Genomic DNA, 13,874 nt, shown 5'->3' with positions numbered 1-13,874 from the left:
ACTACATCGATCTCCGGGTTGTTCAGAATTTCTTCTTTATCAAATGTAAAGAAGTCGTCTTTTACAGGACGTGTTTTGCTCTTACTCTTTACACAAACTTTTGTGATCTCCGCCTGAACGCCACCATGTGTTTCGTGCAGTACGTGATACAGGCCCTGACCCACACATCCGAATCCGAAGAGACCTAACTTTAATTTCTTTCTCATGATAATACCGTGCTAAATTTTTTCTGTTGATAAAACTGTTTTATGATCGTATCCAATTGTTCGAACTCTACTAAAAATCCATCGTGCCCATATAGCGAAGTGAGTTCGGCATATTGAGCCTGAGGTATATTCTCGGCTAAAAATTTCTGTTCACCTACCGGGAAAAGAAAATCAGTATCAATAGCAACGATCAACGTCTTTGCCTGAATGCTGTGCAATGCTTCTTTTATACCAGCACGGTTTCTGCCAACGTTATGGCTATCCATAATCTTGGAGAGTGTCCAATAAGAAAATGCATTGAAGCGATTCACTAATTTTTGTCCCTGGTAACGCTGGTAAGTAGCCGCGCGGTATTCATCCAGTTTGTCATTCGTCTTTTCGGCTTGTGTCTGATTGAATGTTTCGTAGTAACGATACGAGATCATACCGATAGCGCGTGCTGCTTTTAAACCTTCCGATCCAGCACGTGCATCATTTTCTTTCCAGGTCGGATCAGCTTCTATCGCCAATCGCTGTGCTTCATTAAACGCTATACCCCAGGGAGAATGAAAAGCATTGCATGCCAAAGGTATAATGTGTTCAAAAATAGTTGGTTGTTGTATAGCCCACTCTACAACTTGCTGGCCTCCCAATGAACCACCGAGTAATGTATTGATCTTTTCAATCTTAAGTTCTTGTCTTAACAGATCGAATGCACGAACAACATCACGATTCGTGATCAATGGAAATGTATGATAGAATGGTTTACCCGTTTCAGGATTAATGGAAAGTGGCCCGGTAGATCCATAGCATCCGCCCAGTATATTCGCGCAAATGATAAAATGATCTTTCGGATCGAAAGCACTGCCTTCACGAAACAGATCACCCCACCAATCGGTAAAATCAGAACTGCCTGTTAATGCGTGGCACACCCAAACTATATTGGAGCGCTCGTGATTGAGTTTACCCAGTGTGGTATATTTCAATTGAAAGCCGGGAAGTATAGCGCCCGACTCCAGTTCGAATGGATGGTTATAATGAAATGTGTGATCGTGTTTTTCCATGGTGGTGGTACTTCACCCGTTACCTCTCTCCAGGCTATAGGAGAGAGGACGGATGCTTTATTAAAACTTAAACTAGGATACTAATTCGCCTTCGTATACTTTTTGAAAAGCCTGCTGCAGATCTGCTTTTATATCATCGATATGTTCTATACCGGCTGAGATGCGCAGTAACGTTGGCAACACACCAGCGGTGATCTGTTCTTCTTCATTTAACTGCTGGTGTGTCGTGGCGGAAGGTTGAATGATAAGTGTTTTTGCATCGCCTACATTGGCGAGGTGACTAACCAGTTTCAGACTATCAACAAATTTGGCAGTGTGTTCTTTTGTTCCGCGAAGCGTGAAAGAGAATACAGCACCGAAGCCGTTGCGTAAATATTTTTTAGCAAGCTTGTGATAGGTGCTGCTTGGGAGCCCGGGATAATTTACACTTTCAACCAGGTCGTGTTGTTCAAGCCACTGTGCTAATGCCAGTGCATTATCTACTGAGCGTTGTACACGGAGTGAAAGTGTTTCGAGGCCTTGCAGGAGTAAAAAAGAATTGAACGGACTGAGTGCCGGACCAAAGTCGCGAAGACCCTCAACCCGCGTGCGTATAATGAAGGCTATATTGGGTAAGCCCAGCGGATTTCCTTCACCAAATACTTCCCAGAATTTTAATCCATGATAACCTTCAGATGGTTCCGTGAACTGTGGAAATTTACCATTGCCCCAGTTATAGTTTCCGCCATCTACAATTACTCCGCCTATAGATGTACCATGACCTCCGATCCATTTGGTAGCAGACTCTACTACTATATTTGCACCGTGCTCTATCGGGCGGAATAAATATCCGGCAGCACCAAATGTATTATCAACGATGAGAGGAAGATCGTGCTTGCGAGCCAATGCAGCGATCGCTTCGAAATCAGGAATGTTAAAGCCCGGGTTACCGATCGTTTCCAGATATAGGGCTTTGGTTTTTTTGTCGATTAGTTTTTCAAATGCTTCTGCTTTATCTCCTTCGGCAAAACGCACTTCTATACCGAGGCGCTTGAAAGCAACCTTGAATTGATTGTACGTGCCGCCATAGAGAAATGTAGTAGAAACAAAATTGTCGCCTGCCTGAAGTATATTATTCAGCGCAAGAAATTGAGCAGCTTGTCCGGAGCCTGTAGCCAATGCTGCTACACCGCCTTCCAGGGCTGCAATACGTTTTTCAAAAACATCTGTGGTAGGATTCATGATGCGGGTATAGATGTTGCCGAATTCTTTTAAGGCAAACAAATTAGCACCATGTTCAGAGTCTTTAAACGTATAGGACGTGGTCTGATAAATAGGCACAGCGCGAGAGCGGGTGGTGGGATCAATCTCTTGGCCTGCGTGCAATTGAAGGGTTTCGAAATGTAAATTTGACATAACTATATATTTTGTTGGGTGTTGTCGTAATTGTTTTAAGAAGAAAGATGCTGAATGCAGAGGTAGCCGTAATCATGCCCGTCACCCGGCAGATCGTGAGGCTAGTGTGTTGCTGGAAGCGGTGCGCTATAGGTTAGCAACAACAGTACGCGCAACAACACGCGTTGTCTGCGCACATACAAATGCAATTACGAATGGAATTAAATTCTTCGGATAAATAAGCACGAAGGCTATGCAAGCCTTTTCCTGAGATGATGGTGTTGATGATGCTTTTCATTTTCATCGGTTTATATTTCCCGGTATGGACCATCCATACCAGAGTCAGGATTTAGCACCTTTTCCCTATTGGGAGTGGTTGCTAGTGCTTCTCAGAGCCTGTCTCTCCGCACTTCTTTATAAATCGATCAAGCAAGAGTGCTTATTCGACTTTGATACCACAAACGTAGAGTCTGAAAGAGTTGTTTCCAAGTCCGACCGGAAAATTTTTTTCACCACAACCACGTACAACTGTTAGTAAATCAGGCTATAGTATAGATTGGCGGCTGAAAAAAGGCAGTTTTACTGTAAAAGATGTGCCTTGAAAAACTTCACTTTTAAACGACACTTCGCCATGCAATCGCTCCACAGCGCGCTTTAATATATATAGTCCGAGGCCCGTTCCCTCCACACGGTCGTTGGCCCGAAAGAACATATTGAACACTTTTGTCTGCAACTTCGGATCAATACCTATACCATTATCTGTAACAATAATGACGAGAGATTTCTCATTGCGCGCTATAGAAATATGCACGATTGGTTCTTTATCGGGCATGGAATATTTGATCGCGTTCTCGATCAGGTTCTGTAATATGGTATTAACAATAGCCCACTCGGAATAAAACTCCAGGTTGGGTTCTATATCTACTTTAAATGAAATGCGTTTGAAGTTATCGAGGAACTGATACGTATTAATGCAGTCGTGCAATAATGTATCAAAATCAATTTTTGTCTGATTAACCTCAGCATGATTCATGCGCGTGAGATTGATGAGATCGAGTACGATATTATCGATACGCAGAATCTGCGATTGATACATATCAATATACTTAAGCACCTTCTCATCTTTTACCTCAAACTTCATCAGGTTGTTTAATCCCAGCAGCGAAGATATAGGGCCTTTCAAATCGTGCGATACGCGGTAAAAGAAAGAATCAAGCTCGGCATTTTTCTTTTCAATGATCTCCGTTTTACTTCGTTGTATCTCTGCCTCAAGCTCCAGTACTTTTACTTTCGATATAGCTTCGTAACTCTTCACGGTATTATGAGTATGCGAAGCAATGATCGCTTCTTTAATGTGTATGTATTGCTCCAGGTAATGCAGGGCTTCTTCCAGCTTGCCTTCAGCCTTGGCAACGAGATGTAAATTAAAAAGCGATTTATAGCGGACAATGCGAATGTTATATTGATCGGCAACCTGTTGCGCAAGCAGCAACAGGTTTCGTGCTTCGCTGAACTGCCGTAACTCGTACATGAGCATGCCCAGTTTATTATAGGCCATCGCTATACCCAGCCTGTCGCCAACTTCCAGTTGTATCTTCAGGCAATGATTCAGGTCTTGCAGTGCCTCATCAAATCGTTTTAGCTTAATATATACCTTGCCTCTTCCGTAAAGTGCATAGGCAAGGCCGCGAACATCCTGGGTTTGTTCTTTTAATGAAATACTTTTTTCGATGGTAGCGAGTGCCAGGTCGTGTAGCCCACGCTTGAGATATATACCTGAAAGTGGATTATAGGCGTTTGACTCCAGCGTTGCATCTTCTGCCAATTTACTGGCGGCAACTGAACTCAGATACGAATCAATAGCATTCTCCTGGTCATCGAGATATTCATATATAGTGCCGAGCGATTTGAGTACACGTGCTTCGTTATAGTGGTCGCTGATCTTCCGATATATAAATAAACAATCCAGCAGGAATATAAGTCCGAGATGAAAATTGTCCGTTTTATAGTGTACTCCTGCAATAGAATACTTGGCATCGCCTATACCTTTCAGATTCTGATGCGCATTAAAGAACAGCAATGCGTCTTCAGCGTTTGTAAGCGATTTCTGATAATCACCTTGTATCATTTGATACAGGGCAAGTTGATTTTTTGCCAATGCACGAAGCTCTTCACTTTCTATTTGCTCGCCAATGGCAATCACTTGCTGCGCAAGCGCAATACTTCTTTGCAGATTATTTATACGGCTCGCAAAAGCTTCGTGTAATAAAGCCTTTGCCTCTTCCGTTTTTATTTTAGCGCCATTATGCTCCATACCAGTCAACGATCACGCTGTTTTCTTTAAAAGTACGATCTGCCCCAGGTGGTAAAGATCGTGGTGTATAATTCCATGAATTAACGTGTAATAAGTATAATTATACTCGGAGTGAGGCACCTTTTCTTCAAGTCGGCTATAGGGAAATTGCTGTAATGCCTGTAAAAGATTAACCTGACTTTCTTCTAACGCCCGCAATACTATATACCAATCTGATACTATAGGGAAGTTCTGCTCATCACTAACTTTATAATGAGTGTCGCCCTGCAATTTACGCGTTACAAATATTCGCCAGCTTGTCATGTGTGCGACAAGTTCAATAATACTATGCGATGTTGAAAAACGAAGTTGTGCTTGCTCAGGTGTAATATCTGCTAATACTTCTTTTACTGCAGGACCGTGCCATGCATTTTTTTCAAACGTACTTTTTAGTACATATACCAGGTGGATAATTTCACTTTCCATGAGTGACTATTAATCATATTAAAAGTACCACTAATCTGATTAAAAGATTATACTCCCGTAAAAAGCGCTCCAAATATTTTCATACGAAGATTAAGTCATTAACTTGATTCTTCAAATCAACCGGACCATGAACCTGAATATTGACGCGCAGAAACAAAATACCTACGATGCGATTGTTGTAGGTACCGGCATCAGCGGAGGCTGGGCTGCAAAAGAACTTACCGAGAAAGGCTTGAAAACTCTCGTGTTAGAGCGAGGCCGCGATGTAAAGCATCAGGTGGATTACCCAACCATGACGAAAGACCCGTGGCAGTTACCACACGCCAATCGCTTAACAGAAGAGGAGTTGAAATTTTACCCGGTGCAATCCAGAACGCATTGGGTGAACCAGGCCAATAAACATTGGTGGGTAAATGATCTGGAAAATCCCTATACCGAAGTAAAACCATTCGACTGGATCAGAGGCTATCATGCCGGTGGGAGGTCATTGATGTGGGGAAAGCAAACGTACCGTTTATCGGATCTTGATTTCGAAGCCAATGCAAAGGAAGGTATAGCGGTCGATTGGCCTATACGTTATAAAGATCTTGCTCCGTGGTATGATCATGTTGAATCATTTATAGGGGTAAGCGGACGAACAGAAAATATAGCGCACCTGCCTGATGGTAAATTTCTTCCTCCCATGGATTTGAATTGTGTGGAAGAAGTTTTTCGCGATAAGCTCGCAGAGAAATTTAACGGAAGAAAATTAACCATTGGTCGCGTGGCGCATTTAACAGCACCACTACCGCATGATAAAAGTCGCGGAGTATGCCAGTCGCGCAATATGTGCGATCGCGGTTGTCCGTATGGTGCATACTTCAGCAGCAATGCTTCTACTTTACCGGCAGCGATGAAGACAGGTAACATGACGTTGCGTCCTCACTCTATAGTGCATTCTGTTATTTACGATGACACGAAAGGTAAAGCAGTGGGCGTTCGTGTGCTGGATGCAAACACAAAAGAAGAAATAGAATACTATGCTAAAGTAATTTTCCTCAATGCCTCTACGCTGGGCAGTACATTTATACTTCTCAACTCTATATCATCTACACATCCCAACGGATTAGGTGCCGGTAGCGGACAGCTAGGTCATAACCTGATGGATCATCAGTATCGCACAGGAGCTGAAGCCGATGTGGAAGGTTTTGAAGACAAATACTATATAGGAAGACGACCCAATGGTATATATATACCGCGCTTCAGGAATATAGGTAACGATAAACGTACAGACTATCTGCGAGGCTTTGGATACCAGGGCGGTGCAAGTCGTGAGAGCTGGTCGCGCGGTGTAGCGGAGATGTCGTTTGGAGAAGATCTGAAAAACGCACTGGAGAATCCGGGGCCGTGGAAGATTGGTATAACCGGCTTTGGAGAATGTTTACCGTATCACGAAAATAAAGTATCGATTAATACCGATAAGAAAGATGTATACGGACTGCCAACACTCAGTATTGATGCAGAGTGGAAAGATAACGAAAAGGCTATGCGCAAGGACATGAAAGAGTCTGCTGCCGAAATGCTGGAAGCTACCGGTTTTAAAAATGTAAGAACGTATGATGTAGCCGATAACATGGGGCTGGGTATACATGAAATGGGAACTGCCCGCATGGGTAAAGACGCCAAGACATCGGTGCTCAACAAATGGAACCAGGTGCATGAAGCAACCAATGTGTTTGTTACCGATGGTGCCGCGATGACGTCATCTGCCTGCCAGAATCCTTCTCTTACCTATATGGCACTCACAGCACGCGCTGCAGATTATGCCGTAAGTGAATTAAAGAAAGGCAATCTGAAATAATATATAGTATATATCGATCACCAGAAAAATATGACGCTCATGAACAGACGTGAAGCATTACAACGAACAGCACTTGCACTCGGCTATGCAGTTACAGGCCCCGCCCTGATAGGTATGCTGCAGGGATGCAAAGCTGCTCCAGATCTTACCTATACACCTGTATTCTTTACAAAAGAACAGGCGCTGCTGGTAGCAGAACTTGCCGAAGTACTTATACCTAAAACCACAACACCCGGTGCTAAAGATGCCGGTGTGCCAGCATTTATAGATGGTATGCTGCACGAAGTATACCCACAGGCAGATAAAGATCGCTTTATAAAAGGGCTCACTGCCTTTGATGAGGAAGCAAAGAAAACTTACGGAGAATCATTCGCTCTCTGCAAACCGGAGGAACAAAAAGCTTTGGTAAAAAAACATCACGAAGAAGCCTTATCGAATGGAAAAGGCGATGCTTCTTTCGGATGGTGGCGTGCCGGCAGCGGAGGTGAAAAACCTTTTGTACTGGAAGTGAAAGAACTGACGCTACTCGGGTTCTTTACCAGTCAGCCAGGTGCAACGGAGGTGCTACAGTACAAACAAGTGCCCGGCCCGTTTAAAGGTTGCGTGCCGCTGGCAGAAGTCGGCAAAGCATGGGCTACATAAGAAGTTGCTGGCTGCAAGCCTCAGGCTATTGGTTTGTGGGAATGTGAATGGATATAGTTATTCAAACGCCAATGTTGGGTTCCTGCCAAAATAAAGAGCGCATACTATTAACATGCGCTCTTTTATTTTTATTCTTCAGATATAGTATAGATGCATTGCGTCTATATATAGCTTGCCCTCACGTCTTGTGACTTGCAGGCAGCGGCTCCTAAGTTAACATGCCGCCATCAACCTGCAGCACTTGGCCGGATATATAGGTTGACATATCGGAACCTAAAAACACGCATGCATCGGCTACATCTTCTGGTTTGCCACCCCGTTTCAACGGTATAGCATCGCGCCATGATTGCACGGTTTTAGGATCGAGCACAGCTGTCATTTCAGTTTCGATAAAACCGGGAGCTATAGCATTCGAGCGAATACCGCGTGAGCCCAGTTCAAGCGCTACAGATTTTGTGAACCCGATAATACCCGCTTTGGAAGCCGCATAGTTTGCCTGACCGGCATTTCCTTTCAGACCAACAACAGAAGTCATATTAATGATAGAACCACTTTTCTGTTTCATCATCTGTTTGGTAGCAGCCTTCACGGTGTTGAAACATGACTTGAGGTTTACATTGATCACCTTGTCCCACATCTCCTCTGTCATCCGGAGTAATAATGTATCCTGCGTAATGCCCGCGTTGTTGATCAATACATCGAGCGAACCGAAATCAGCAATTACATCGTTCACTAATTTTTCGGCTTGCGCATAGTCTGAAGCATCTGATCTATAGCCTTTTGCCTTAACACCTTTCGCTGCTAATTCAGCTTCCAGTGCCTGTCCCTGCTCAACGCTCGACAGATACGTAAATGCTACATTAGCACCTTGTTCGGCATACTTAAGAGCAATTGATCTTCCGATACCTTTGGAAGCCCCGGTAACGAGGGCGGTCTTTCCCTGTAAAAGTTTCATGTTAAAAAGTTCAAGTTTAAGGTCGCGGCATATCATGCCCGGTCCTATAAGCGGGTCAAAAATAGTCAATTCCTGCAAAATCAGGCTAAATGCTCATTGTATGCAATCCTTTTTTAAACGTTTATGTAAATGTACCGTCAGCGATTATCTTTGGCAGCGAATTTTAAATACTATGCTATGTCAAAATATGATCTGATCGTAATCGGGAGTGGTCCTGGCGGATATGTAGCTGCTATCCGGGCATCTCAACTCGGAATGAAAGTGGGTGTGGTAGAAAAGGCTGAAATTGGAGGTATCTGTCTGAACTGGGGGTGTATTCCTACCAAAGCATTACTAAAGAGTGCCAGTGTATTCGAATATATAAAGCATGCTAAAGATTATGGCGTGGAGGTAAAAGACTTCAAAGCTGATTTTGATAGCATGGTAAAACGCAGTCGCGATGTTGCAGCCAGCAACAGTAAAGGTATTCAGTTCCTCTTCAAGAAGAATAAGATCGACCTGATAGAAGGATTCGGTAAACTTAAAAAAGGTGGTAAAGTTGAAGTTACCGATGCTGCCGGTAAAAAAGTTGACTACGAAGCGAAGAATATCATCGTGGCTACCGGTGGTCGATCACGTGAGTTGCCAAGCATGAAGATCGATGGTAAAAAAATCATTGGCTATCGCGAAGCAATGGTGTTGAAAGAACAGCCTAAAAAATTACTCGTAGTTGGTTCGGGAGCTATCGGTGTAGAGTTTGCATACTTCTACAATGCACTCGGCACAGAAGTTACTATCGTTGAGTTCCTGCCGCGCATTGTACCGGTGGAAGATGAAGAAGTTTCTAAAACTCTTGATAAAATCTTCAAGAAGGATGGAATGAAGATCTATGTTAACTCTGAAGTTACCAAAGTAGATACATCAGGTAAAGGATGTGTTGCTACAGTAAAAACTCCGGATGGAGAAATTAAACTCGAAGCAGATATAGTTCTTTCGGCTGTAGGTATTGCTACAAACCTGGAAGGTATAGGACTGGAAGATGTTGGTGTGAAGACCGACAAAGGAAAAGTTGTTGTTGATGACTTCTACAAGACCAACGTTCCGGGAGTATATGCTATCGGTGACATCGTGAAAGGTCAGGCATTGGCACACGTTGCCTCTGCTGAAGGTATCATCTGCGTAGAGAAAATTGCCGGACAGAATCCTGAGCCGCTTAACTATAATAACATTCCCGGCTGTACATATTGTACGCCTGAGATTGCCTCTGTGGGTTATACAGAAGAAGGGGCGAAGAAAGCCGGCTATGAAATTAAAGTTGGTAAGTTTCCGTTCAGCGCATCAGGTAAAGCAAAGGCTGCCGGTGCAACGGATGGTTTTGTAAAAGTGATCTTCGATGCTAAATATGGTGAATGGTTAGGCGCTCACTTTATAGGCGCGAATGTTACTGAAATGATCGCTGAGGTTGTTGCTGCGCGCAAGCTGGAAACAACCGGTCACGAAATCATCAAATCAGTACACCCGCACCCTACCATGAGTGAAGCGATCATGGAAGCTGCCGCGGCTGCGTATGGCGAAGTGATCCATATATAGTATATATTGACTGCTGATAAAAAAAGCCCACCCTTGCGTGGGCTTTTTGCTTTATATACTTTGTTAGTTTCCGGTTGAAAGTACAGGTTGTTTTGCTTGAATGGTGGATGCTATACTATTCCATAAGTTGATTCGTGCCGTGAGCGATTTTTTCACAGCTTCAGTTGCTTCCTGCCATTTGTGTTGATCAGAGCCGCATAGCTGCACTGTCATTTCATGGGCGAGGTGAGAATGATGATCGCCATCTACTTCAATGTGTCGCTCGAGGTAATATTGGAAGATGGAAGCACGATCTTTAGTCTGGGCATTCAACTCTTTTACAAATGTGATGAACATGCCCGGTATAAGATCTTCGCGGCCGAAAGTAAATACCGCTGCCTGTATGTGTGATTTACCGGTATAAATAGTATCAAATGTATTTTGTACAAATGTCGCAGCATGAGAGGGGATTATTCCTGACTGCAATGCTTCCTGCATAGACGTGCCTGACTGAAGCGTTGCGATCAATTTATGTATAGGAGAAACGTTGCAGTCGGCTTGCTGCATGGCTTGCAGATATAGTTCAAAGTGACTGACACGATTACCTTGCTGATCTACATCGCTCTCTTCACCTGTTACAATTTCGTTGATGAGATAGCGCGTGGCGGCATCCCCTACAGGTGTCCACGGAACATCTATACAGGTAAGCGATTGCTGTAAAGATTTCAGTAACGACATAAAGTCCCACACAGCATATACATGGTGTTCCATGAAGACCTGTAAATCGGGTAATGTTTTTATCTGGCTGTAGAGAGGATGATTAACCAATTGGTCGCGCAAGGGCTCTATTGCCTTGCGCAATTCGCTAAGATGATTGTTCATGGTAAAATAACCGCTGCCTTTAACAACGGGGCCGCAATATAGATCGGAGATGGATCAGGCAGAAGCAAAGCTCCGCTTTATATTTATCGACTGAGTAAAAAAATCTTATTGGAAATTACGCAAAGGATTTAGGTCCGGTTTTTATTATCTCAGACAGCGCGTGTACTATTCTTGTTTGAATATGTTTAAAAAGAACGGTTCTCTTATCGCCATCATCTGGTAGACTTTTTACTTCGTTAATAAGAATTCTGTTGAGTTTTGTGCGATAGCTTCCTTTTTCCAGCTTTTGAGGATGAGAAATGATTACAGCATTTATGCTTCCGTCATGATTCCTGAGTAACTCCAGTTCATTTATACTATCCGGTATTTCGATACTGTCATCAAATGAGATTACTAATCGGTTTCCATCAATTCTTACTGTGTGTAGTTGAGGAATCTGATCTTTTCTGATGGCGATATTATAGCTTGTGCCACCTATGGTAAGCTTCAATATTTTGTTGAATTGTTGATCAACCAAGTTTTGCAACCGCTTCAGGTTTTCAGTCTTTTCCATAGTCAAGCTCCGTTGTTTGTGAAAAATACACTATAATTTAATACGATTTCCTCTATAGTTCGGAAATCTTCTCTCTTAAATGCTTTTGGCTCCAGGCAATCGACAACAATAACACCAAACAGTTCATCACTTCGGAAGTATTTTATAGGGCAACAAATAAATGAAGAAGATTTATCGTGAAGTCGACTGGTCTTGAAAGCAGGCAATGTTAAGACTTCAGCCTGCTGCTTGTAGTATTCATTTTCTGAAGTCTTGCTATATTTTATAATATCGTCAAAAGTTATTTCTCCTATAGTATAGCATTTTCCTACTGCACCTTCCCCTGGCAAGAATTTGATTTTACAATATTTCTTTTCCTGTCTTGTCTGAAATCTTCCCAGATTTTTAAGATATATTCTATATTCTGGAATAAAATATTTACTTCTCCTGAACAGAATGCCCTTCTGAGCCTTGAACAACGAAACCCGAAATTTTGAATTTTCCAGTGTCGTGTTTGGTCGTATAAATTGATCAAACATTAACTGACATATATTGTTATACAAGTTTTGAAGTTCCTTGTTTTCTTTCGTTTTATGCGATAATACAAAGAATAGAAAATTTAAAATTCCAAGATATAAAAGTACCGCTATTGGGGTATCAATTATCTTTTTCCGAAGGGAATCATCCAAGATCCCGTCCGTGAAAAGTAGATCTTTACTTGCAACAGATTCAACATATACCGATATCAGGAAAACAATAAATATTTGAAGTCCCCCGTACAAATAGGTTTTTCTTACCATCAACGATTAAATTATAGACAACAACAGTTCAAATATAGCCAAATAAATATAGTATACACACCAGAGGTGCATATACTATATTATTTCAGATGGTTAAAAAAACACGCTAACCCCCGTCTTGAAAAAGAACGGAGTTCCCGGAGTGAAATGTATTTCGGAAACGGGTTCAGCTTCGTTATACAGGCGTGATTCGGTATCGAACTGCGCTTCTTTCCAGGTTACATTAAAAATGTTTTCGGCTGTAAAGCTCAACTCAAAATATTTATGGGTATACTTTACAACAGCATCTGCCAGAAAGTATCCCGTTGCTATAACGGAGTTGTCTTCGTTAGCAGGGCGGTCGCCCAGGTATCTATAGCGGAGACTACCATTCAGTCCATTTTTGAGGCGGCAGGTTAAACCTCCAATACTCGTGAAGGTTGGTGCCAGGGGTATATAATTTTCTCCTTCCGCTGCATCTTTTGCTCGTGGCTTCGTAATGTTTACATCAGTATCAAGATATAGCCAGGGCATGAGTTGATAACGAATCGATAAGTCAACTCCCTGACGCTTGGTTTTGCCGCTGGGCTCAACAATACCTTCGTCACCTACATATACAAATTCCTGGTCTAGGTCTAATCGCCATAGAGCAGCATTTACTAACAGATCATCGCCAACTTTGAAAGTACCGCCTATATCTATACCATATGCTTTTGGTAATACATCTTTACCATCTTGGGCAACCACTACACGTGTGTCGTTCGAGTGAAAGCCAACACCTGTTTTAATATAGAGGTTGATGTTCTGCGTAGCATTGTAACTGATGTTGAACTTGGGAGATACAATAGGCTTGTTCACACTTTGCCGTTGATAATCGGCAGTTAATGCATTGATATAGTTGAAGGTAAAATGATCCAACCTCACCGATGCATTAAATGAAAGCCTGTGATTGATCTGCCACATTTCACTCAGGTATGCATATAAGTTGGTTTCATCAATATCACCGCGGGCTACTTCGCTGATAAACTGCTTGCGCGAACGTGTATGATATAGGTGAATGCCATTTATATCATCGTAACGGAAACCTATACCAACCTTGCTTTGAAGCGAAGTGTTGCCAATAAGTGTTTCGCGGATATAATGACCATGATAGCCATATATATTGCGCGATTCACTTTGCGTGATCTGATCGCCATTTACCGGGTCGTACAGGAAGAACGTAAAGTTGGAGATAAGATTGAAATTATACTTGGTATAGTATAGCTGGTTTTCAAATGTACCGCCATCATTTTGT

At 42.6% G+C, this 13,874-nt stretch carries 12 protein-coding genes, 1 pseudogene and 1 riboswitch; of the genes and pseudogenes, 3 read left to right on the top strand and 10 right to left on the bottom strand.

Annotated features, from left to right (window positions below; all coding sequences use genetic code 11):
* The 5 genes and pseudogenes from VIN08_RS11535 to VIN08_RS11515 form a co-directional block, all read right to left on the bottom strand.
* A pseudogene (locus VIN08_RS11535) lies at positions 1-206 on the bottom strand (homoserine dehydrogenase); the annotation flags it as partial.
* A complete protein-coding gene (locus VIN08_RS11530) occupies positions 203-1,249 on the bottom strand; it encodes a homoserine O-acetyltransferase family protein (RefSeq protein ID WP_331964785.1) in 1,047 nt (348 codons plus the stop codon). The gene VIN08_RS11530 and the pseudogene VIN08_RS11535, both read right to left, overlap by 4 nt.
* A 72-nt stretch (positions 1,250-1,321) precedes the next feature.
* On the bottom strand, positions 1,322-2,644 hold the full coding sequence (locus VIN08_RS11525; RefSeq protein WP_331964782.1) for an O-acetylhomoserine aminocarboxypropyltransferase/cysteine synthase: 1,323 nt from the start codon (positions 2,642-2,644) through the stop codon (positions 1,322-1,324).
* Positions 2,645-2,928: 284 nt separating this feature from the next.
* Positions 2,929-3,046: riboswitch (SAM riboswitch) on the bottom strand.
* 121 nt (positions 3,047-3,167) lie between these two features.
* Complete coding sequence (locus VIN08_RS11520) at positions 3,168-4,937, bottom strand: tetratricopeptide repeat-containing sensor histidine kinase (RefSeq protein WP_331964779.1); 1,770 nt, start codon at positions 4,935-4,937, stop codon at positions 3,168-3,170.
* Positions 4,938-4,949: 12 nt separating this feature from the next.
* Positions 4,950-5,402: a DinB family protein gene (locus VIN08_RS11515; protein WP_331964776.1), complete on the bottom strand. Its 453-nt coding sequence runs from the start codon at positions 5,400-5,402 to the stop codon at positions 4,950-4,952.
* Between the two features lie 127 nt (positions 5,403-5,529).
* On the opposite strand from VIN08_RS11515, the gene VIN08_RS11510 reads away from it, so the two are divergent.
* Both VIN08_RS11510 and VIN08_RS11505 read left to right on the top strand, forming a co-directional pair.
* Positions 5,530-7,242 (top strand): GMC family oxidoreductase, encoded by a 1,713-nt coding sequence (locus tag VIN08_RS11510; protein ID WP_331964773.1) that lies wholly within the window; start codon positions 5,530-5,532, stop codon positions 7,240-7,242.
* 39 nt (positions 7,243-7,281) lie between these two features.
* Positions 7,282-7,884 (top strand): gluconate 2-dehydrogenase subunit 3 family protein, encoded by a 603-nt coding sequence (locus VIN08_RS11505; protein ID WP_331964770.1) that lies wholly within the window; start codon positions 7,282-7,284, stop codon positions 7,882-7,884.
* A 208-nt stretch (positions 7,885-8,092) separates the two neighbouring features.
* On the opposite strand, the gene fabG is transcribed toward VIN08_RS11505, so the two are convergent.
* Positions 8,093-8,839 (bottom strand): 3-oxoacyl-[acyl-carrier-protein] reductase, encoded by a 747-nt coding sequence (gene fabG / locus VIN08_RS11500; protein ID WP_331964767.1) that lies wholly within the window; start codon positions 8,837-8,839, stop codon positions 8,093-8,095.
* A 177-nt stretch (positions 8,840-9,016) separates the two neighbouring features.
* Between fabG and lpdA the strand changes: the two genes are divergently transcribed.
* A complete protein-coding gene (gene lpdA / locus VIN08_RS11495) occupies positions 9,017-10,408 on the top strand; it encodes a dihydrolipoyl dehydrogenase (protein ID WP_331964765.1) in 1,392 nt (463 codons plus the stop codon).
* A 63-nt stretch (positions 10,409-10,471) separates the two neighbouring features.
* On the opposite strand, the gene VIN08_RS11490 is transcribed toward lpdA, so the two are convergent.
* From VIN08_RS11490 to VIN08_RS11475, 4 genes are all read right to left on the bottom strand, one after another.
* On the bottom strand, positions 10,472-11,269 hold the full coding sequence (locus VIN08_RS11490; RefSeq protein WP_331964762.1) for a DUF3050 domain-containing protein: 798 nt from the start codon (positions 11,267-11,269) through the stop codon (positions 10,472-10,474).
* A 115-nt stretch (positions 11,270-11,384) separates the two neighbouring features.
* Positions 11,385-11,822, bottom strand: coding sequence for a hypothetical protein (locus tag VIN08_RS11485; protein ID WP_331964759.1), 438 nt, complete (start codon positions 11,820-11,822; stop codon positions 11,385-11,387).
* A gap of 2 nt (positions 11,823-11,824) precedes the next feature.
* A complete protein-coding gene (locus tag VIN08_RS11480; protein WP_331964756.1) occupies positions 11,825-12,601 on the bottom strand; it encodes a hypothetical protein in 777 nt (258 codons plus the stop codon).
* Positions 12,602-12,694: 93 nt separating this feature from the next.
* On the bottom strand, positions 12,695-13,874 hold a 1,180-nt coding region (locus tag VIN08_RS11475; RefSeq protein WP_331964754.1), incomplete at its 5' end, for a TonB-dependent receptor.

The sequence above is a fragment of the Ohtaekwangia sp. genome, from assembly GCF_036568665.1.
In the GTDB taxonomy this organism is placed as follows: Bacteria; Bacteroidota; Bacteroidia; order Cytophagales; family Cyclobacteriaceae; genus Ohtaekwangia.
Note: the sequence above shows the minus strand (reverse complement) of the source record. Positions and strands in the feature narration are given on the sequence as shown.